The sequence below is a fragment of the Burkholderia sp. THE68 genome (assembly GCF_009938265.1).
Lineage (GTDB): Bacteria > Pseudomonadota > Gammaproteobacteria > Burkholderiales > Burkholderiaceae > Caballeronia.
The window spans coordinates 507,757-528,156 of the sequence record NZ_AP022319.1; the positions used below are offsets into that span (position 1 = coordinate 507,757).

Sequence of the window (20,400 nt, forward strand, 5' to 3'; positions counted from 1 at the left end):
GAGAACAGAATGACGGAAAACAAAAAGGCGGCGCACAACGCGCCGCCGCCCGCTACTCGATGCGAATCGCTAACTTCCTCGCCGCGTCTTTCGATCGCTATGCTTGCGCACGTTACTGGCGAGTTCGGAAATGATTTCGGTGGCCGCGCCGATGATCTGATTGAAATCGAAACCTGCGCGCGTCATTTCGCGATAGAAGGATCGCGCGAGCATCTTCGAAAGCTGGCCCGGATTCTGGACCGACTGAGCGACGATGTCACCGATCGTCTGATCCGAAGCGCGCTTCAGTGTCATTCGCGCGAAGGGCGAAGCGACGAGCTTCTGCAATCGGTCAGCCTCGACCGCTTTCGCAATGAACGCAGCAAAAATGCGCAGCAGCTTCAGGTCATGCTCGCTGAATTGCCGCTTGTCTCGCGGACCCGAAACCTGCACGACGCCAATCGCTTTCCCGCCCAACTCGAGCACCGAAAACATCTTGTCGCGCGCGTCCGAGTATTCGACGATCGCCGTCGTCGCGCTCAAATGCACCTCGCCGAACGACGCATAATGACCGGAGCACACTGCGGCAATGCGCTCATCGTGCGTCATCGAAACGACACATCGCTTCGCGCCCAGCGCGTCGGCGACCATCGTCGCGAGTTCCTCTGGTGAACTGAGGGAATCCGGTGTGCCCGCGACCTCAGGCTCCGGATATTGTTCTTCGAATACAGGTTCTGAATTTTTCATGTGGATATCCAGCGGAAAATTTGAACATGCGTCGTCACGGCGACGACATCGGGTCCAGTCAGAAAGGGCTGTAACCTGCTGCGCGCCCGACAAAAAGTCCTGCCTCGTAAGCGGCATCGAGCGCGCGTCTGAGTTCGCGCACGCTCACGGTTCGAAAGCCAGCAGACGGAATGCCCGCCGGCTCGAAGGAATCGATTCCAAGCACTTCGTCCGAAATGGTGCGCAGTACTTCTTCGCGCGCTTCGTTTCTTGTACTTTCCATGATCGTGCACATTTTCGTCGCCTCCATCGTAAATGTGACCGTAGGTTATGCGTCGAAAATTAGCATCCGGTTAGCCTGACCGGATACGGTTGCGTCGAGATCCCTAATTTGCCTGTAACTCTCGACCGCCAAGCTGTCTCCGTTCGATTCCCGACAGGTGACATGATGAAACGACCCTCTTTCGTGCAACGACGCAGCGTCAGAATCCGTAACGGCCGTTTCGAAATTTCCATCGAGGATTCAGGGAGTGCCGGAACACCGTGCGTTCTGCTTCACGGTCGCGGCGAGTGCAGCGGCGTATGGCGCACCTTGACGGAAGCCGCATCCGCCGATCGCCGTTTCATATCCATCGATCTTCGCGGCCATGGCGATTCGAGCTGGGATCCGGAGCGGGCCTACGATGCCAGAACCCTTGCGGGCGACGTGCTTGAAGTTCTGCTGGCATTGAACATACGAAAGCCGGTATTGGTAGGTCACTCGCTCGGCGGCAGCGTTGCGTTACATTTGACCGGAATGCTCGAACAGTTTACCTCCGGACTCGTCCTCGTCGACTTTGGACCGGATTCGGATGCCGCCGGTTCGCAAAGAGTCGTTGCCGAAATTCGCGAAACGCCCGCGCAATTCAATTCGATCACCGAATATGCGCAGTGGCTGCAGGAACGCCGTCCGCTCGCGAACGGTCGTGCATTGCATCATCTGGCGTCGCACGCGTTGCGCCGCACCCAAACGGGCGCTTTCGAGCCGAAGCTCGACCGCGCCGTCGCCGATGATTCGCAGTTGAATGAAGGATCACGCGAAGCGCATCTGTGGGACATGCTCAAATCCGTGCGATGCCCGAGCCTAGTCGTGAGAGGCATCGGCTCCGCCATTCTCAAGCCTCAGGTGGCATGGCGCATGGCGCATCAGGCGTTGCCCCAAGGACGCCTCGCCACCATTTCAGGCGCCGGTCACTCCGTGATGACCGACAATCCAGACGAATTCAACCAGACGATTCAAACCTTCCTCGCGTCCCTGTCGCCCGTCGCGCATGGAGGCCTGCCATGTTCGCGTTGATTCCCGCCGAGATTCGACGTCAGTCCTTGCCGCGTATCGCGATTGGCATCGTCGCCGGATTCGCCGGTGCCATTTGCAGCGCGGAAATCGCACGGCTGATCAGCGGCGTCGCCGGAGGGCACATCCCGACGCGCGGACTGGCGATCGCCTTCTTCGGCGTCTGCGCAGCACAACTGCTCTTCAGAACGAGCTCGCAGATACTCATCATGGACTTCGGGCAGCAGGTGATATGCAGCTTGCGCATCGAGTTATGCCGGAAGATCCTGCAAACGCCCTACAAGAAGCTGGAAGCGCTCGGCAAGCCGCGCCTGCTCGCCATTCTCACGACGGACGTAGGCACATTCGCGCAGGCAGCGCAGATGCTTCCGGTGACGTTCGGGCATCTGGTCCTGATCGCGGTGTGCCTCGGATATATGGCGTGGCTCTCGTGGCAGGCATTCGCGTGCTTTTTTCTTTTTCTGATAACCGCAGCTGTCATTTATCACTGCGTGGAGCGCTGGCCGCTGCGCGAGATGCAGGCGGTTCGCGATCAGCTCGACGTCATCTTCCGGCATTTCCGCTCGCTGCTGGAAGGCACGCGTGAATTGCAGCTCAACACCTCGCGAGCCGCGTATTTCACGGATCACGTCGTGCATCCTACTGCGCATAACTTCCGGCGCTCCTTCACGCGAGCGATGCTCATCTACTCGCTCGTCGCCAATGCGGGCGGCATGTTGTTTTACGTGGCCATCGGCCTGATCCTCCTCGTCATGCCGCACTGGTTCCCGCAATCGCCTGGCGTTCTCGTGACGCTCACGCTTTTGCTGCTCTTTCTGATTCAGCCTGTCAGCGAAGTGATGACCACCCTGCCGATACTGCGTCAGGCGTCCATCGCATTGACGCGAATCCGCGTGCTCGATGCGGAACTGACACAAGCGACGAACGACGACGCCCACGTGACAAAAGACGATCCCTTTGCCGACACGGTCGAAGGCGCTCCGCTCCTTAGATTCGCCGGTGTGTCGCACCGCTATCCGGGACTGACCGAAGACCGTCCGTTCACGCTCGGGCCAATCGACCTCTCGGTCAAACAGGGCGAAGTGATCTATCTGATCGGCGGAAACGGCAGCGGCAAGACCACGCTCGCGATGCTGCTGCTCGGGCTTTACGAACCCGAGCAAGGACATGTCGAGCTGAACGGCATCGAGGTCGATAAACATAACCTGACGCAATATCGTCAGCGATTCTCCGCCGTGTTCGCTGACTTTCATCTGTTCGACGAGATCCTCTGTCACGATCAGGCGCAGATCGCGAAACAGGCGACGCATTATCTGCGCACGCTCGAACTCGATCACAAGGTAAGCCTCAGAGGCAACCGGTTCAGCACGACGAGTCTGTCGTCCGGACAACGCAAGCGCATGGCGCTCATTGCGTCGTATCTGGAAGATCGTCCGATCTATCTTTTCGATGAATGGGCGGCCGATCAGGACCCCGTGTTCCGGCGTGTGTTCTACACGGAGCTGATTCCCGATCTCAAGCGCCGGGGCAAGACGGTCATCGTGATCTCCCATGACGATGCCTATTTCGAGTGTGCCGACCGGCTGGTACAGGTCGCGCAGGGACGTCTTGTCGACGTATCCGCCGAAGCGCTGAAAGCAGGCCTGTATGCAAGACGCAATGGCTCGACGGTGGCCGAGTGATGCGGCAGTGTCATCGAAGTCCGTGCCTCATGAGAAGAACGGCAATGCGGCGCGTCTGGTTAATACTTTTTCGTCGAGTGAAACCATGCTCAGCTTTCCTCTTACTCCCGCACAGTTGGGCATCTTCTTTCGACAACAGGTCGACTTGCAGGATCCCCGATACAACCTGGCGCATCTGACCGAAATCGTCGGGCCACTCGATATCGACGTATTGGATTCGGCTTTGCGGCAGACCATCGCGGAGGCGGATGCAGTACAGGTCCGACTGCGCGGCACGGACGGCTTGCCGCATCAGGTACTGGAGCGCGTCGACTTCAGACTGCCAGTGCTCGACGTCAGCGGCGCTGCCGATCCGCTTCAGGCAGTCGAGGACCACGTACAGGCCAAACGTTCCACCGCGATCGATCTGAACGCGTGGCCGTTGTTCAACATCGCACTGCTGCGGACTGCGCCGGAGCGCTACTTTCTGTTTCTGTGCTTTCATCACCTCGTGTTCGACGGCTACTCGTTTCTTCTTTTCATCGAGCGGCTTGCGCAGATCTATTCGGCCTTGAAGAGCGGATCACAGCCCGCTGCGGCCAGTTGGAGCTCTCTGACCGATCTGCTCGCCGATGACGAGGCTTACCGCGGATCGAGCGCTTTTCAGAAGGACCAGCATTTCTGGGGCGAATATCTGGCGGATTGCGCCGAACCCCCGATCCTCGCCGGGGACGTGCAGAACGCATCGCCTGACGTTTCGACAGTCAAGGCCAGGATCAGGATTGCGCGGGAAACGGCTGTATCCCTGCGCCAGACGGCCCAGCAGAACGGCACCTCGTGGTCACAGTTCATCACCGCTGCGATGGCCGCCTATCTGGCGCGCGTCAGTGGCCAACCCGATGAAGTAGTGCTGGGGATGCCCGTCACTGCCCGCGTCGGACGTACGGCCAAGAACGTGCCGGCCATGATGTCCAATGTCCTGCCGCTGCGCGTTCCCGTCGATCCGACGTCGAGCATGATCGACCTCGTGAAGCGCGTTTCGGCTCAAAGCCTGCGCGTATTGCGTCATCAACGCTATCGGATCAAGGATATCCGGCGCGATCTGGAACGCCTCGATATTGGTCAGCGATTGTTCGGGCCGATCGTGAATATCATGCCCGGCTTCAACAATGCAATCGCCTTCACGGATTGTGAGGTTGCTTCGACTCGCACCTTTTCGGTCACTCCGGATGACCTGACGCTGCACGTACACGATGAAGGAGAGGATGCAGGACTGAGGCTCGTGTTCGATGCAAGCGCCGCGCTCTATACCGCCGAAGCGGTGCAAACGCATTTGCGGCGGTTCACGCAGTTTCTGGAGCATGCCATCGCACAGCCTGGCGCTCCCTTGCATACGCTCCCGCTGCTGTTGCCCGGCGAGCGCGCGCAACTCGATGGATGGACTGACACGAACGCTTCGTTATCCGAATCGCAGTGCGTCCATCATCTGGTCGCGCGGCAAGTCGCGCGTACTCCCGATGCGATCGCGCTCGTCTCCGAAGATCAGTCTCTTACCTATGCGCAACTCGATGTGCGGGCCAATCGGCTTGCGCATCAGTTGATCGCGCGGGGCGTCGGACCCGAAGCGCGCGTGGCGCTGTGCGTGAAGCGCGGCCCTGAATTCGTGATCGCGCTGCTGGCGATTCTCAAGGCAGGCGCGGCCTATGTGCCGCTCGATCCGGCCTATCCTGGCGAGCGGCTGGCCTACATGCTCCGCGACGGGGCGCCCGTACTGCTTATCGCCGATGCCGCCGGACGCGAGGCGCTCGGTCATACCGGCGAGGTGCCGACACTCGGCCCCGACGCCATCCACGACACCCTGCCCGGTCACGCTCCGCAGGTTCCCGGTCTCGGTTCCCGCGATCTCGCGTACGTGATCTACACATCCGGGTCGACGGGCACGCCGAAGGGTGTCATGGTCGAGCATCGCAACATCGTCAATCTCGCTGAAGCGCAGATCGAGCTTTACGGTGTCTGTCCGGAGAGTCGCATCGTGCAGTTCGTGTCGCCCGGCTTCGATGTCAGCGTTGCCGATGTATTCATGACCCTGGCTGCGGGCGCTGCGCTCTATCTGCCGGTTCGTGACGACTGCCTCGCGGCCACTTCGTTGATCGAGTACATGCGACGGCACGCCATCACGCATGCGCAATTGCCACCCGCGCTGCTGCAGGGACAGAATTCGCTGGCCCTGCTGCCGAGGCTTCAGGTTCTCGTGCTGGGTGGCGAATCGCCGGGTGTCCCGCTGATGCGAGCGGTGCAATCCGAAATAAAAATTTTCAACGCCTATGGGCCGACGGAAACCACGGTGTGCGCAACAGCGTGGCGCAGGCCAGAGGGATTCGACGGCAACACCGTGCCCATCGGCCGGCCGCTTCCCAACACGCGGATCTACCTGCTCGATGCACACGGCCAGTTGATGCCGCCCGGCGCGGTCGGCGAGATGTTCATCGGCGGTGGCGGTGTCGCGCGTGGTTATCTGAATCGACCGGATCTCAGCGCCGAACGCTTCCTCCATGATCCCTTCAGCGACGCGCCCGGCGCGCGCATGTATCGCACCGGCGACCTCGCCCGCTGGCTCCCCGACGGCAACATCGAGTTTCTGGGCCGCAACGACCATCAGGTCAAGATACGGGGCTTTCGCATTGAACTCGGCGAGATCGAGGCGCGGCTGGCGGCGCATGAAGGCATCCGCGAGGCGGTCGTTCTGGCGCGCGAGACGGGTGGCGCAAGCAAACATCTGGTGGCCTATTACACGCCTGCCGCCGGGCACGAAGCGCCGCAGAACCAGCAGATGCGCGCGCATCTGATGCAGACGTTGCCGGAGTACATGGTGCCCGCAGCTTACGTGATGCTGGAGGCGCTGCCGCTCACGCCCAACGGCAAACTGGACCGGCGTGCGTTGCCCGCGCCGGACGACGAAGCGTTCACGCGCCGTGATTACGAAGCGCCGGTGGGCGACTCGGAAACGCTCATCGCCGCGATCTGGGCCGAAGTGCTGGGGCGCGAACGCGTGGGCCGGCACGACAACTTCTTCGAACTGGGCGGCCATTCGCTGCTGGCGGTGACGCTGATCGAAAGAATGCGTCAGGCGGGCGTGCAGGCCGAGGTGCGCGTGCTGTTCAGTCAGCCGAGCGTCGCTGCGCTCGCGGCGGCGGCACATGACGTGCGCCACGCGGTCGCGGTGCCGCCGAACGGCATTCCCGCCGGCTGCGAAGCGATCTCGCCGGAAATGCTCACCCTCGTGAAGCTCAACGAGCGGCAGATCGAGGCGGTCGTGGCGCGCGTCGAAGGCGGCGCTAGCAATGTTCAGGATATCTATCCTCTTGCGCCGCTGCACGAGGGGATGCTGTTCCACCATATCGCGGAAGCCGACAGCGATCCATATCTGCAAAGCATGATGCTGGCCCTGCCCGAGCGCGTGGAACTCGCGCGCTTCGTGGAAGCGCTGCAAACGGTGATCGCGCGGCACGACATCCTGCGCACCGCGATGCTGTGGGAAGATCTGCCCGAACCGGTTCAGGTGGTGTGGCGCGAAGCGCGGGTGATCGTCGAGGAAGTCACGCTGTCGCCGCAGGGTGGCGAGATCGAAGCGCAATTGGCGCAGCGTTTCGATTCGCGGCATCATCGGCTGGACGTGCGGCAGGCGCCCATGATGCGCCTTTATGCGGCTCGCGATGAGGCCAACGGCCGCTGGCTGCTGCAACTCCTGGGCCATCACATGGTGATGGACTACACGGCGCTCGAACTGATGCTGCAGGAGATCGAGTCGATCCTGCGTGGCGAGACGGATCGCCTCCCCACTCCGCTTCCGTACCGCAACTTCGTCGCGCAGGCGCGACTGGGCATCAGCCGCGACGAACACGAGGCTTACTTCCGCGAAGTGCTCGGCGACGTGGACGAACCGACGCTGCCGTATGGCCTGAGCGACGTTCAATCCGGCGGCTCGGGCATCGCGGAGTTCAGGACGATGCTCGCGGCGGGACTGAACCGGCAGTTGCGCGAGGAAGCGCGCAAGCTGGGCGTGAGTGTCGCGAGCCTGTTTCATCTTGCGTGGGCGCATGTGCTGGGGCGGGTATCGGGCCGTGAGGACGTGGTGTTCGGTACGGTGCTGCTCGGCCGCATGCAGGGTGGCGAAGGCGCGGACCGCGTGCTCGGCATGTTCATCAACACGCTGCCGATTCGAATCGACCTGCACGATGTCAGCGTCGGCGATGCCGTGCGGCACACGCACGCGGCATTGTCCACGCTGCTGCACCATGAACACGCTTCGCTGGCGCTGGCGCAGCGTTGCAGCGGCGTGGCCGCGCCGTCGCCGCTCTTCAGCGCGCTGCTGAATTACCGGCATGGCCGCGCGTCCGCCGCAGCGAACGACTTGAGCGGCGTGACAGTGCTGCGCGGCGATGAGCGCACCAACTATCCGCTGTTGTTGTCGGTGAACGACTTCAGTGACGACTTCGAACTGGTCGTGCAGGCCGACACGCGTGTCGATGCATCACGCGTGGCCGGCTACATGAACTGCACGCTCGACGCGTTGGCGGTGGCGCTCGCGCAAAGCCCGTCGCTGCCCGTACGCGGTCTCGAGATGCTGCCGCTCGCCGAGCGCGAACGCTTGCTGGTGAAGCGCAACGAAACCGCGATGGAGGTGCCCGAAACCACGCTGACGGCGATGTTCGAAGCGCAGGTCTCGAAGTCGCCCGACGCCGTCGCCGTGGTGTACGAAGCACAGCGCCTGACTTACGGCGAGCTGAACGCCCGCGCCAATCAACTGGCGCATCACCTGATCGCCGAGGGCGTCCAGCCCGACGACCGCGTCGCGATCTGCGCGGAACGCGGCCTCGAGATGATGATCGGCGTGCTGGGGATTCTGAAGGCCGGCGCGGGCTATGTACCGCTTGACCCGGCGTACCCTGTCGAGCGGCTCGCCTACATGCTGGACGATTGCGCGCCGGTGGCGGTGCTCGCGCAGGCAAGCGTGCGCGACGTGCTGGGCGAACCTTCCGCGCCGGTCATCGAACTGAACGCCCGGGCCTTCGACGCACAACCGGCGCACAACCCGGTGGTGGCGAATCTGAACTCGCACCGCCTTGCCTATGTGATCTACACGTCCGGCTCGACGGGCCAGCCCAAGGGCGTGATGATCGAGCATCGCAATGTGGTGCGGCTGTTCGCCGCCACGGCCCACTGGTTCGAATTCGGCGCGAAGGATGTCTGGACGCTGTTCCACTCCTTCGCGTTCGATTTTTCGGTGTGGGAAATCTGGGGCGCGCTGCTGTATGGCGGCCGGCTGGTGGTGGTGCCGAAGCTGGTGAGCCGCTCGCCGCAGGACTTCTATCGCCTGCTGTGCGACGAAGAGGTGACGATCCTGAACCAGACGCCGAGCGCGTTCCGGCAATTGATCGCGGCTCAGGGTGAAAGCCATCTGACTCATCGTTTGCGCCAGATCGTCTTCGGTGGCGAAGCTCTGGAGCCAGCGATCCTGCAGCCGTGGTATGCACGCGAGCAGAACGCGGCCACGCAACTGGTGAACATGTATGGGATCACGGAAACCACGGTCCACGTGACCTATCGCGCGCTGAGCGCCGAGGATGCGCTGCGCACGGGCCGGAGTCCGATAGGCGGGCGGATTCCCGATCTTCGCGTCTATGTGCTGGACGCTCAGGGCCAACCGGTGCCCGAGGGCGTGACCGGCGAGATTCATGTCGGTGGCGCGGGCGTCGCGCGCGGCTACCTGAACCGTGCGGAACTGACCGCGCAGCGATTCGTGCACGATCCATTCAGCAGCGACGCGCAAGCGCGCATGTACAAGTCCGGCGATCTCGGTCGCTGGCTGGCCGATGGCACGCTCGAGTATCTGGGCCGTAACGATGACCAGGTGAAAATCCGGGGCTTCCGGATCGAGCTGGGCGAGATCGAGGCGAAGCTGCTGGGATGCAAAGGCGTGCGCGATGCTGTCGTAGTCGTTCGACAGGATAATTCGGATGACAAACAATTGGTCGGATATGTGGTGGCTCATGACGGAACGGCACCATCGGCGGCAGATCTGCGTGAACAGCTCTCGATGGTACTGGCCGACTACATGGTGCCGAGCGCCTTCGTGAAACTGGATGCGTTGCCGCTGACGCAGAATGGCAAACTGGACCGGCGTGCGTTGCCGGCGCCGGATCAGTCATCGGTGGTGACGAAGAACTACGAAGCGCCGCAAGGAGAGGCGGAAATCACGATCGCACGGATCTGGCAGGAGCTTCTGGGTGTCGAACGAGTTGGCCGTCACGATGACTTCTTCGCGCTCGGAGGCCATTCGCTGAAAGTGATCACGTCGCTGGCGCGTCTTGCCAGTGTGTTCGATAAGAAGATCGCTCAGCTCGATTTCTATCGCCAGCCGACGGTCGCGGGCGTCGCCGCCCTGCTTGCTCGCGATACCCACGCGGCGGACGAGACCAGCGCACTGGTCCCGCTGATCGCGCGCGGTACCGCACCCACACGACTGACGGTCGTGTGCGCACCGTATGCGGGTGCATCGGCCACCGTGTTCCGGCCTTTCGCCGACGCGCTCTGCTCGCGCGATCCGACGCTCGCCGTGCGCGCGATCGCGCTGCCGGGCAATGAGCTTGGCAGTGATCCGCAAGATTACGTATCGGTGGAGAAAATGGCGCAAGCCTGCGCCGACGAACTCATCGATACGGACACGGGCGAGATCGCAGTGTACGGCCATTGCGTCGGGAGTTTTCTGGCGTTCGAACTGGTTCGCCAGCTCGAACGGCGTGGGCGGAAAGTCGCGCTGCTCACGGTTGCGGCGGCGTTTCCGCTTCCCTGGCTTCTGCGCAGGCTGCCGATGCCCGCGCCCTGGAGCTTCACCAGCGACAGCAAACTGCAGGCGCTGATAAAACGCTGGGGCGGCACGGCCGAAGAGATGGAGCCGGATGTCATCGCCTTCATGATGGGCAACTTCCGCAGAAACGCGCAACTGACGTTCGAATACGAGCGGCGCCGGGCAGACGAGAAGATCGCCGCGCCGATACTCTGCATCGTCAGCCGCGACGATCCCCTGACGCGCGGACATGCGCTGCGCTTTCGCGCGTGGTCCGCGTTGTCGGATCGGGCGGCGCTGGCCGTCATTCCGGAGGGGCAGCACTATTTCATCGGCACTCGTCCCGGGCAGGTGGTCGATATCGTCTGCAGACATCTGGATGACGGCGCGCCGACGCGCGCGAACGAACCGCACGGGACGTTGACGACCGGGTAACGTGCAAAATCCGGGGCGCGCGTTTCGAATTTCGCGCGCTTCGACCGAGTCTTACCCAATACTTGATCAAATCGGTTGGACTTGATATACTCTAAGGCGAAGTTCAAGAAGTCGACTGCTGCTCATCAATCGTCCGTCCGTTGCCGGAATTCGTTGTCCACTCCCTCCTTGATTCTTCTCCCGCTCAACAGGCACATCATATTTTTCAAGGTTTCACATGGATAACGGCACCGTCAAGTGGTTCAACGACACCAAGGGCTTCGGCTTCATTACGCCCGATAACGGCGGCGATGATCTGTTCGCCCACTTCTCCGAAATTCGCGCCGATGGTTTCAAGACCCTCGTCGAAGGTCAGAAAGTAAGCTTCGAAACGAAGCGCGGCCCCAAGGGCATGCAAGCGTCGAACATCAAGCCGCTGTAAGCGTAGTATCCGGGATCCGGCGTCCGGATCCCGTCCCTTCAGGTCCTTTCCCCGCACCCCCGCACCCCCGCTTCATCGCAGCGAGTCCCGACAACGGTCGGTATCTACGCACGCACTCCTCCATTTCCGCGTTCGAACCTAAGTGTCGACGCTCAAAAATATAAAATTCAAATGACATCCATTCAGAGCTACCGCGGCTATGCGGTACAAGCATCCGCACACCGTCTACCCGATCGAACCTTCTCGGCCAATGTGTCCGTCGACCGTTCGAACGAGCATTTTCCTGAATCGCAGTACACCTTTTATTCCATCGGTTATTTCTCGAAGGAAGGCGAGGCGATCTCCTACGCGCGCCGCTGGGCGAAGGACTGGATCGACACACGCGGATAGACGAAGCGAAAGATTCATTTTGCACGCGCGCTGAAGCGCGTACCATGAATCACTCCGCCCGGATGTCCGTTCTGGCGTGTCTTCCTTGCAGGAACCACCGCCATTTCCTATTTGCTCAACGAGCCTGACACAGCGCGCAAGCCCACGGTGGAAGCACTCTTGCTGACCGCCGTGCGAGTTCGCACATTTGCACAAACGCGCCATCTGACCAACGCGAGCGGTTTCTTCTTCGCGCGCGAGGAGCGTCTCTTTCTCGTCACGAGCCGTCATGTGCTCGTGGATGCGCCAAGCCAGCATTTTCCGGATCACGTCGAGATCGAACTGCACGTGGATCGCGGCAATCTGGGCGCTTCGGCGTGGGTGTCGCTGCCGCTCTATGCCACAGGCATGAGCCTGTGGCGGCAGGCATCGGATGCGGGCGGCGAGATCGACGTCGCCGTGCTCGAAGTTCCACGGGATCAGTTGCCGCGCACGGCGGTATTTGCCGCGTTTCGTCCTGAACATCTGCCTACATCGAGCGACTCGATGCCGATCGGCGCTTCCGTGCTGATCGTCGGTTTTCCGCTGGGATTTCACGACTCGCTGCATCATCTGCCGGTGGTGAGGCAGGGCGTCATCGCGTCCGCTTTCGGGCTGCGGTTTCAGGGCAAAGGCTGCTTCATCACCGATGCCCGCACACACCGGGGCACGAGCGGCGCGCCCGTCGTGATAAGCCACCTGTCGACCGATGCCAACGGCGCGTCGTGCGCGCTTCCCTGGCGCCTCCTGGGCATCCATTCATCGACCATCGACATGACCCAGCGCGACCTGCACGTCGACGAAACGCTCGGCCTCAACAGCGCCTGGTACGCCGATGTCCTGATGCGCCTCACCGAAAACTGATTCGGCAAGCTAACGATCGAGAAACGAACGCAGCTTGTCCGCGCGGCTGGGATGCATCAGCTTGCGGATAGCCTGGCTTTCGATCTGCCGGACGCGTTCGCGCGATACGCCCAGTTGCGTACCCAGCTCGCCAAGCGTGAATTCGCTGGGCATATCGATTCCGAAGCGCATTCGCAGCACCTTCGCCTCGCGTGGCAACAGCACGCTCAACGCATCGTTTATGGCGATACGCATGTCCGCGTGCTCGGCGGCCTGGAGCGGCGAAGCCTCGTTCGAATCCTCGATCATGTCGCCGAGCGTCGTTTCGGCTTCGTCGTTGGCCGGCGCGTCCAGCGAGATCAGATGCATCGCCATCTTCTGAATGCTGCTGATGCGCGCCTCGGGCAACTCCATGCGCTCGGCCAAAGCAGCCGACGGCGCAGGCTTGCCGGTCTGCTGCAGAATCTCGCTCGAAATGCGGTTGAGCTTGTTGATCGTCTCGACCATATGCACCGGCACGCGGATGGTGCGCGCCTGATCCGCGACCGCGCGCGTCACCGCCTGACGGACCCACCACGTCGCATACGTAGAGAATTTCCAGCCGCGCCTGTACTCGAATTTGTCGACGGCCTTCATCAAGCCGATATTGCCTTCCTGAACCAGATCCAGAAAGTGCACGCCGCGATTCACGTATTTCTTGGCGATCGAAATCACCAGGCGCAGATTCGCCTCGATCATGTCGTTCTTCGCGCGCCGCATGCGCGATTCAGCCGCGAGCAATTGCCGGCTGACTTGCTTCAACTGTTGAATCGGCATCGCCGCGAGCCGTTCGAGATCGATCAGACTGTGCTGCTCGGCCTGGATATCGGGCAGGCTGCGTTCCAGCGATGCGCCATATTCGTGCGATTTCGCGGCGGCTTTCGTAGTCCAGCCGAGATTGGTCTCGTGGCCCGGAAACGATGCAATGAAATGCTCGCGCGGCATCCCGCAACGGTCGATAGCGATGCTGCCGATCCGCCGCTCGATCTGACGCACATTCGCGAGGCGCTGCTGCATGTCGCTGCAAAGGCGATCGACGGTGCGTGCCGTGAAGCGCACGCGCGCAAGTTCGCTGCGAATGGCGTCGTGAGCCTTCGGGTCTTTGCGCGATCGATCGACGCACTCGCCCACGCGGGCAAACAGGACAAGTGCGCCGTCCCTGAGTTGCGTCAGCCGCAAGCGGTTCGCTTCGTCCTCTGAATCGGCGTCGCTTTCGTCATCGTCGCGCGTGGATTGCGCGACCTCCAGCGCTGCCGGCATGCTGTCGTCATCGATACCATCGATCAGTTCATCGATGCCGAGTTCGCCGGCCGCAACCTGGCGCGCGCTTGCGAGGATCATCGAGATGATCGGCGGGCAGGCCGCGATGGCCTGAATCATCTCATTGAGACTTTCTTCGATACGCCTGGCAATCTGAAGCTCGGCCGTGCGCGTCAGCAATTGCTTCGCGCCCATCTCACGCATGTACATACGCACCGGATCGGTCGTGCGGCCAAGTTCGGCATCGACGGTGGACAGCGCGCTTTCGGCATCCTCGTCCGACTGGTCGTCGAGCGTGACGATCGGGACCGTGTCACCGAGCAGCAGCGTCTCGGGGTTGGGCACGTGTTCGTAGACCGCTACGCCCATCTCGCGGAAGGTGCGCGAGATGTCGTCGAGCACGGCGGGTTGCGCGAGATCGCCCGGCAGATGATCGTTGATCTGTGCGTGCGTGACAAAGCCCTGATCCTTGCCCAGATGGATCAAGGCGCGCACTGCGTGTTGCTGTTCCGTCCGCAACATATCGACGGGTGCGGCCGCGATGACCAGCTTGCCCTTCTTCGCCGTTGCGGCGCGGGCCTTCGGCGCCTGTGAGCGCGAATCTTCAGTTGCTTCTTTTACGTGGGAACCGGCCATTCTCTCTCCGCCGCAAGCTGCATTGCCAATGTGAGACTCAGGGTCTGTTCACCTATAAAACGGCCATGCGAACGCCCGAAATCGGCTGCAGTGCAAGGAGCGCGTCGCGCCGTTTGGCCGCCCCAAACAAGCGACGCGCGACGCCGCAATGCGGCCGATTTCGGGCGTTCCCCTGACTTGAATTTAGAGCTAGGGGTTGCCCCGTAAAAGGGCCGCTCGCGGCGTCATGCTCCTCGCGAATACGCCCGGTATTAGCTTCGTCGCATTCCTTGCGATCGGCCCTTTTACGGGGCAACGCATGGCCGTTTTATAGGTGAACAGACCCTGGCCAGCACGCGTTTCAATCGACGGAAAAAGAAGCCGATTCAACCGAAACGAACATGGAGCCATTCCTGCGCCCAGTTCCTCGCGAACGCGACAGCTTCGTCACGCCGGTCGAAGCCGGCAAGATCGCCGCTGATGAAAACATCCGTTTCGCTGCCATCCACACCGTTGGTGCTGATGCGCGCATGCGCCATATACTCGCCGTCGGCCCGGCGCGGTGTTGGATCGATGCGAAAGCTGGTGGTGCTGGGTTGCATATCGTTGTCTCTCTCATGATCGCGGATTGCGAAGATGACGCGTATCGCTAATCGAGGAACGACCTCGCCTGCGGACACGTATCGATCATCTGCTCGGCATAGGCAGTCGATGCGCGACGCGCGTCGCCGGCGCTCTGAAACGGCTCCTCGCTGACTTTGAAGACGCGGCTTCGCGGTACGCCCATCGGCACTGGCGGTTCCTGGATACGCACGGCGGCGTCGTATCCCTCGTCCGGATTGGCACCATGTCCAGACCCCGCGGGCCGATGCGCAAAAACGAGCGGATAAATTTCCAGGCCACGATAAAGACGGATTTCGGCTGTCATCAGATGATCCCGCGCCGCATTCACGCGGCAATAAGGCAATTAAGTAAGGGTGCGTGGAGCAGTATCGGCAAAGCTGACTCACGACCGCGTTGCACGGTCTCCGATCTGAGACTGATCCCGTTCAGGGCAGGCGCTCAAGCGCCAGCGAGTGCGCGAAGTGTGCGCCGCTCACTTGATAGGCCCATCCTACGCGGTTTGCAGGTTTTGTATAGCGAAATTTTGCCTTGCAGCCCGGCCCGGCTGGGTAGACGATGTCTATTCTTCCCTGATCGCCGCGTGCCGAATGCGCGCGGACGCTTCGAATAGCGTGGGTACACGTATTGCGCGCCATCCACGCGCAAGACTTCCGCGAGAATTCGCGCATCCTTCGCGTGTTCACGACAAGGACGACAAGTGCCGCTGTCATCGCACCCCTCAACACTATGCCAACGATCCCGAGGTATGCATGAAAGTCCGCTTCATCACCTACGTGAACTGCCCCTGCGGTCATCGCGGCTCGATTGTCGAGAGCATCTACGATGATGGACAGTCTCACTGGTATCAGGCCACGCTACACGACCTGTCGCACGCCGGTCACTACGACGGAGCCGATCGGCTCTTCGCTGAGAACACGCCCGCGTGCGCCGCGTGCGGCCTTTCGCTGACGCCGGAACATGTCGATTCGAACGAGTACATGACCCGGCAGATCGGCAGGCACGCGGCGAACAGCGCTTAGGCGCTCAACGCGCCACGACCACGAAGGGCGCAACGTTGCTGTACACGGAACCGCTCGTGAACGACCGCATCCCGAGGTCGATGCTTCGGTACTTTCCGTTAGCCATCTGCTTCAACTGACTGACGGACCATGTGCCTTCCTGTTCGAGAAAGATCGATTGGGTCGTCGGCTCGTACTGGATGAAGTCGACCGGTTTCGAGGCGCTCAGCAAGGTCGCCTTGGCTCGTGTCGTCACGTCATAGAGAATGACCGGACTCGGGCTTGTAGCATGGTCATCGGCAAAGAGGATTTGCTGATTTCCGATGGCCGTGAGCGATGTCGGCTGCTTTTCCGCCAGATCGGTCAGCACACGCGTGATGCCGCTCTCCAGATCCATTTCCGTCAACCTGCCGTCGGCGAGCGGCGACGCAAAGCTGACGAAGTAGGCCTTCTTCGCATCAGGCGTCACGGTGAATTGATCACGGATCACGCTGGGCACCGAGCCCGCCGGATAACCGCCCGTGATCAACGCGCTGGCGATATCGATGCGAAGCACTTCCAGATTCGTCCCCGATGCGTTCGTCAGCGCGAACAGGGTTCCGGCGTCGTTTCTGGCCGTTGCCATCCGGATGACGGCATAGCCTTCGGGCACCGCGATTTTCCTGAGCAGCGCCCCCGAGTCCGTGTCGATGATGCCGACGAAGCCCTTGCTCGACAGATAGACCTGCCTTCCATCCGGCGCGGGCAGGAGGCTATAACCGGTAGAAGCCGCCAACAAAGGACCGATGGGCGTGACGTGCAGCACCGTATTGCTCGCGGTGTCGATGGTGGCGAGATCGATCGAGGTCGGACTTCTCTCCAGCAGCACATGCAGACGCTTTCCGTCGGTGCTGGCGAACATCTGATCGACCCGTTTGTAGTCGCCCGTCAGCGTAAGATCGATCGACGCCTTCACGGCGCGCGAAGCGAAATCATACGCGGTCACCTGCGCCGGAGCCTGAGCGCGCGTCAACGCATAGACGGTCTCGTCGGTCCTCGGAGGCCCGTAGTACTTCTGCGCCATTTCGATGTCGGTAGCACTTAATTTACCGTCGCCGTTCCAGTTCGGATTGCAGTAATTCATGATCGATGCGAGATCCCACTCGCCGATCATCGTGTCGCCCGAATTGCCTTGCACGGGCTCCTTGCAGGTCGAAGGTGTGTCGGGCCTGTTCTGTTCATGCGCGAAGCCCAGCGCGTGACCGAATTCGTGCGCGGCAATCCGGCGAATGCAGTACTCCTCGCGCCCCTGACAACTCGGACTCCAGTTCTTGAACGTGAAATCGAGCGTCATTCCACCCACGGCGTTATTCAGCATTGCGCCGAGGCCGAAGGTATGCGGTCCGGTCTCGGCATTGTCCTCGACCTTGACCCGTATGCCATAGTAGTTCGGATCGCTCTTGCATTGCTGCCAGCCCGTGAACCGTGCGCCGGAATGCTGCTCCCAGGTTTCCTGGACCGCGAGACGGCTCCAGTTGCGCTGCGCCGAGTAGCGCGCGAAATCGGCGTTGTTCATGTCCCAGCAAACGCCGATTGGTACGCGGTCCCAGATGACGGTCGACAACGCGTAACCCTTGGTCGTGGCCGCTCCCTGTGAGGCGGATTGTCCGGCGGTGCTCTTCGCGTTCGAGCCCAGTGCATCCGAGCCTGAGTCGCCGCCGCATCCACTAATCAATACTCCTGACGATATAGCCAGTGCCAGCGCGCATATCCTTCTCATTTTCGTCTCCGTGTATCGAGACCATGCGAACCTGCGCGCATGGCGGAAGGAAGGGTATTCTCAGCGTGTAATCAAACTGGAAGCTTTATTACGGAGTATTGCTGAAGCTTGTGCCCTACAGCATGAATACGTCAATCAATAATTCTCCGAATTGTCGGATCAGAGAGACGGCGCGCTTTGTGATCGCATAACGCGCTCTAAGCGCTGCGTGGAATGAAGCCGGGGCTGCCGGTTTTCACGACTTCGTTGAACCTGACCCGGGTCTGGATCGCGTTGATCGCGTCGAACGCATCATCGGGCAATGCGCAGATATCGAAGTTTTCCTGGGCGCGCTGCGCGCTCTTGGGCGTGGTCAGCAAAGCCGTGCCACGCTGCACGGCCCAGGCAAGCAACACCTGAGCAGGCGTGCGTTGCAATCGCGCGGCGAGCGCCGTGATGACCGGATCGTCCAGCGGCCCGGGCTTGATGCCGTGCCCGAGCGGCGCGAATGCGAGCAACACGATGTCATGCGACTTGCAGAAATCCAGCAGATCGGCTTCCGGAAGATAGGGATGCGCCTCCACCTGCACGACCGCCGGTTTGATTCTGGCGGATTCGTACAGCGGCCGCAGTTCCTCCAGTCCGATGTCGGACAGTCCGATGGCGCGGCATCGGCCACGGTCGACGAGGTCTTCCATCGCCGTCCACGTGTCGAGCAGCGTCACGCCATCGTCATAAACGATGTTGCCGTGTTCATCGCGCGGATCCTGCTCGTCGCCTGGCCGAAACGCAAACGGCGTATGCATGAGATAGAGGTCCACATAGTCGAGCCGAAGCCTTTCGCAACTCGCCTCGAAAGCCGGCCCGACGCGCTCTGGCCGATGATTCGAATTCCACAACTTGGTGGTAACGAAGATTTCATCGCGCGCGATTCTTTCGGACGATAGTCCCGCCTGCAACGCCTCGCCTACCTCGCGTTCGTTTCGATATCGCTCGGCGCAATCGAAATGCCGGTAGCCGACCTTCAGCGCATCGCGGGTCGCGCTTTTCGTCGTGGCGGCATCGGCAATGAGCGTGCCGAAACCGATGGCGGGCATCGCGCCGCTGCCTCGGGCGAGCGGCAACCTGACAAGCCGGAAATCTGAAAGCGTGGTCATAACGATACCCTCCGTAATCCGGAGAGTATGCGCCTCCATACCGGATGCCGCGGGACGACCGTTTCTGCTAGATTGGGCGCGATCCGCTCACTGCGCAAACGCATTCCGATCGCGCGATACGCTACCGCAAAACGCCATGCTGTAGGCGCGATCGTCGTATTCGACCTGACGCATGCGGCGTTCGAGATCCGCCATATCCGATGACGACGCGAGATAAGCGCGGTTCGAAGGAACGTCCGCGCTGGAAACCAGTTTGCCGATGAGATGCGAAAGAAGTGCGAACATGATGTGCTCCTTGTCCTGAAGATGGCGACGTTCGCGGAATGCCTCGCCGCCTGACGCAGCGCACGTAAAATCCGTTTCGTTGAATCGCTTCACATGCACCGCCGATGTGAAGCAGATTAATGCCTGAGAATTAGCTTCCAATGAGTGCGCCGAATGGGGAGCAGGCCGCAATGATGAGTACATGGCTGCACAATCTGCCGATCGGACTCATGGCGCTCGTCGTCTTCGGCGCGACGTTTCTCGCGGGCGCAGTGATTCATGTCATTACCAGCTCGCTCGCCGCCGGCAGGCACGGCAAGTCGTACAAGGCGATATCACCGGGCCTGCTTTCTCCGATCGGCGTCATCTTCGGTTTGTTCATCGCATTCACTGCCGCGCAGGTCTGGAACGACACGACGCGCGCCGATGCCGCCATCGATTCGGAAGCCGGCGCACTCAGATCGGTTGTCGTCATGTCGGCCGTTCTTCCACCGGAAGCGCAGACCGAATTGCGCAAGCTGATTCGAGACTACATTCGGGAAGTCGCCAGCTCCGAATGGCCGTTGATGGCGCAAGGCATCGTGACGCTGAACATCAGCCCTCCTGCGCTGAACAAGGCAATCCAGTTCACGCTGTCCCTCAAGGTCGATACGCCCGGACAGCAGACCGCGCAGCGCGACGTGGCGGCATCGCTGGAGCAGGCGCTCGCCGCGCGACGCGAGCGCATTCTGATCAGTCGCTCCGAAGTGAGCGGTGTCAAATGGGCATGTCTGTCGTTTCTGGCCGTCTGCCTGCTGTTCGCGATCGCGCTGGTTCATGGCGAGAGCCGGCTGACATCAGCCGTGGCGATCGGCTTGTTCTCGGCGGCGCTCGCAACGACCGTCCTGCTGATCCTCGCGCACGACCGGCCTTTCACGGGCGAAATCGCCCTGACGCCCGAACCGCTTCTGCAAGTAATGCCCGACGATCGTTGATCGTCGCGGAGGACTTTGCTTTGTAAGGAGCGGTTAACTATCCTTGCAATTCCCGTCGTATATTTCGCTACGGCGGCT

General features: G+C 61.3%; 16 protein-coding genes. 8 read left to right on the forward strand and 8 right to left on the reverse strand.

The window, feature by feature from the left end:
* Positions 1-69: 69 nt before the first annotated feature.
* Both BTHE68_RS30895 and BTHE68_RS30900 read right to left on the reverse strand, forming a co-directional pair.
* Positions 70-819 carry a GAF domain-containing protein gene (locus tag BTHE68_RS30895; protein WP_225936479.1) on the reverse strand — a complete coding sequence of 250 codons (750 nt, stop codon included), beginning with the start codon at positions 817-819 and terminating at the stop codon, positions 70-72.
* Positions 785-988, reverse strand: a complete 204-nt coding sequence (locus tag BTHE68_RS30900; protein ID WP_061177443.1) for a DUF6900 domain-containing protein — start codon at positions 986-988, stop codon at positions 785-787. Before BTHE68_RS30900 ends, BTHE68_RS30895 begins: the two co-directional genes overlap by 35 nt.
* Positions 989-1,150: 162 nt before the next feature.
* Here BTHE68_RS30900 and BTHE68_RS30905 point away from each other — a divergent pair, with 162 nt between their 5' ends.
* From BTHE68_RS30905 to BTHE68_RS30930, 6 genes are all read left to right on the forward strand, one after another.
* Complete coding sequence (locus tag BTHE68_RS30905) at positions 1,151-2,041, forward strand: alpha/beta fold hydrolase (protein ID WP_232078286.1); 891 nt, start codon at positions 1,151-1,153, stop codon at positions 2,039-2,041.
* Positions 2,029-3,720 (forward strand): cyclic peptide export ABC transporter, encoded by a 1,692-nt coding sequence (locus tag BTHE68_RS30910; protein ID WP_162070101.1) that lies wholly within the window; start codon positions 2,029-2,031, stop codon positions 3,718-3,720. Before BTHE68_RS30905 ends, BTHE68_RS30910 begins: the two co-directional genes overlap by 13 nt.
* An 85-nt stretch (positions 3,721-3,805) precedes the next feature.
* The gene (locus BTHE68_RS30915; protein WP_162070102.1) at positions 3,806-10,981 is read left to right on the forward strand and encodes a non-ribosomal peptide synthetase; all 7,176 of its coding nucleotides are present in this window, start codon (positions 3,806-3,808) and stop codon (positions 10,979-10,981) included.
* 217 nt (positions 10,982-11,198) lie between these two features.
* Positions 11,199-11,402, forward strand: coding sequence for a cold-shock protein (locus tag BTHE68_RS30920; protein ID WP_061177343.1), 204 nt, complete (start codon positions 11,199-11,201; stop codon positions 11,400-11,402).
* Positions 11,403-11,573: 171 nt separating this feature from the next.
* Positions 11,574-11,792, forward strand: a complete 219-nt coding sequence (locus BTHE68_RS30925) for a hypothetical protein (RefSeq protein ID WP_162070103.1) — start codon at positions 11,574-11,576, stop codon at positions 11,790-11,792.
* A gap of 147 nt (positions 11,793-11,939) precedes the next feature.
* On the forward strand, positions 11,940-12,674 hold the full coding sequence (locus BTHE68_RS30930) for a S1 family peptidase (RefSeq protein ID WP_162070104.1): 735 nt from the start codon (positions 11,940-11,942) through the stop codon (positions 12,672-12,674).
* Between the two features lie 9 nt (positions 12,675-12,683).
* On the opposite strand, the gene rpoD is transcribed toward BTHE68_RS30930, so the two are convergent.
* The 3 genes from rpoD to BTHE68_RS30945 form a co-directional block, all read right to left on the reverse strand.
* Positions 12,684-14,588, reverse strand: a complete 1,905-nt coding sequence (gene rpoD, locus BTHE68_RS30935) for an RNA polymerase sigma factor RpoD (protein WP_162070105.1) — start codon at positions 14,586-14,588, stop codon at positions 12,684-12,686.
* A gap of 365 nt (positions 14,589-14,953) precedes the next feature.
* Positions 14,954-15,169 carry a hypothetical protein gene (locus BTHE68_RS37045; RefSeq protein ID WP_225936478.1) on the reverse strand — a complete coding sequence of 72 codons (216 nt, stop codon included), beginning with the start codon at positions 15,167-15,169 and terminating at the stop codon, positions 14,954-14,956.
* Between the two features lie 47 nt (positions 15,170-15,216).
* Complete coding sequence (locus BTHE68_RS30945; RefSeq protein WP_162070107.1) at positions 15,217-15,495, reverse strand: hypothetical protein; 279 nt, start codon at positions 15,493-15,495, stop codon at positions 15,217-15,219.
* Positions 15,496-15,940: 445 nt separating this feature from the next.
* Between BTHE68_RS30945 and BTHE68_RS30950 the strand changes: the two genes are divergently transcribed.
* Positions 15,941-16,210 carry a hypothetical protein gene (locus BTHE68_RS30950; protein WP_162070108.1) on the forward strand — a complete coding sequence of 90 codons (270 nt, stop codon included), beginning with the start codon at positions 15,941-15,943 and terminating at the stop codon, positions 16,208-16,210.
* A 4-nt stretch (positions 16,211-16,214) separates the two neighbouring features.
* Here the strand turns inward: BTHE68_RS30950 and BTHE68_RS30955 are convergent, their stop codons facing one another.
* The 3 genes from BTHE68_RS30955 to BTHE68_RS37050 all read right to left on the reverse strand — a co-directional run bounded on the left by BTHE68_RS30955 (position 16,215) and on the right by BTHE68_RS37050 (position 19,552).
* Positions 16,215-17,744 carry a M12 family metallopeptidase gene (locus BTHE68_RS30955; protein WP_232078288.1) on the reverse strand — a complete coding sequence of 510 codons (1,530 nt, stop codon included), beginning with the start codon at positions 17,742-17,744 and terminating at the stop codon, positions 16,215-16,217.
* A gap of 401 nt (positions 17,745-18,145) precedes the next feature.
* Positions 18,146-19,084: an aldo/keto reductase gene (locus tag BTHE68_RS30960; protein WP_162070109.1), complete on the reverse strand. Its 939-nt coding sequence runs from the start codon at positions 19,082-19,084 to the stop codon at positions 18,146-18,148.
* 87 nt (positions 19,085-19,171) lie between these two features.
* The gene (locus BTHE68_RS37050) at positions 19,172-19,552 is read right to left on the reverse strand and encodes a DUF3563 family protein (protein WP_232078290.1); all 381 of its coding nucleotides are present in this window, start codon (positions 19,550-19,552) and stop codon (positions 19,172-19,174) included.
* On the opposite strand from BTHE68_RS37050, the gene BTHE68_RS30970 reads away from it, so the two are divergent.
* The gene (locus BTHE68_RS30970) at positions 19,540-20,322 is read left to right on the forward strand and encodes a bestrophin-like domain (RefSeq protein WP_162070110.1); all 783 of its coding nucleotides are present in this window, start codon (positions 19,540-19,542) and stop codon (positions 20,320-20,322) included. The two genes, BTHE68_RS37050 and BTHE68_RS30970, sit on opposite strands and share 13 nt — an antisense overlap.
* Positions 20,323-20,400: the final 78 nt, after the last annotated feature.

What these genes read in the sequence shown, in the direction of transcription:
- BTHE68_RS30900 (WP_061177443.1), bottom strand. Translation starts at nt 988, where the DNA reads ATGGAAAGTACAAGAAACGAAGCGCGCGAAGAAGTACTGCGCACCATT.
- BTHE68_RS30905 (WP_232078286.1), top strand. Translation starts at nt 1,151, where the DNA reads ATGATGAAACGACCCTCTTTCGTGCAACGACGCAGCGTCAGAATCCGT.
- BTHE68_RS30910 (WP_162070101.1), top strand. Translation starts at nt 2,029, where the DNA reads ATGTTCGCGTTGATTCCCGCCGAGATTCGACGTCAGTCCTTGCCGCGT.
- BTHE68_RS30915 (WP_162070102.1), top strand. Translation starts at nt 3,806, where the DNA reads ATGCTCAGCTTTCCTCTTACTCCCGCACAGTTGGGCATCTTCTTTCGA.
- BTHE68_RS30920 (WP_061177343.1), top strand. Translation starts at nt 11,199, where the DNA reads ATGGATAACGGCACCGTCAAGTGGTTCAACGACACCAAGGGCTTCGGC.
- BTHE68_RS30925 (WP_162070103.1), top strand. Translation starts at nt 11,574, where the DNA reads ATGACATCCATTCAGAGCTACCGCGGCTATGCGGTACAAGCATCCGCA.
- rpoD (WP_162070105.1), bottom strand. Translation starts at nt 14,588, where the DNA reads ATGGCCGGTTCCCACGTAAAAGAAGCAACTGAAGATTCGCGCTCACAG.
- BTHE68_RS37045 (WP_225936478.1), bottom strand. Translation starts at nt 15,169, where the DNA reads ATGCAACCCAGCACCACCAGCTTTCGCATCGATCCAACACCGCGCCGG.
- BTHE68_RS30945 (WP_162070107.1), bottom strand. Translation starts at nt 15,495, where the DNA reads ATGACAGCCGAAATCCGTCTTTATCGTGGCCTGGAAATTTATCCGCTC.
- BTHE68_RS30950 (WP_162070108.1), top strand. Translation starts at nt 15,941, where the DNA reads ATGAAAGTCCGCTTCATCACCTACGTGAACTGCCCCTGCGGTCATCGC.
- BTHE68_RS30955 (WP_232078288.1), bottom strand. Translation starts at nt 17,744, where the DNA reads ATGAACAACGCCGATTTCGCGCGCTACTCGGCGCAGCGCAACTGGAGC.
- BTHE68_RS30960 (WP_162070109.1), bottom strand. Translation starts at nt 19,084, where the DNA reads ATGACCACGCTTTCAGATTTCCGGCTTGTCAGGTTGCCGCTCGCCCGA.
- BTHE68_RS30970 (WP_162070110.1), top strand. Translation starts at nt 19,540, where the DNA reads ATGATGAGTACATGGCTGCACAATCTGCCGATCGGACTCATGGCGCTC.
- BTHE68_RS37050 (WP_232078290.1), bottom strand. Translation starts at nt 19,552, where the DNA reads ATGTACTCATCATTGCGGCCTGCTCCCCATTCGGCGCACTCATTGGAA.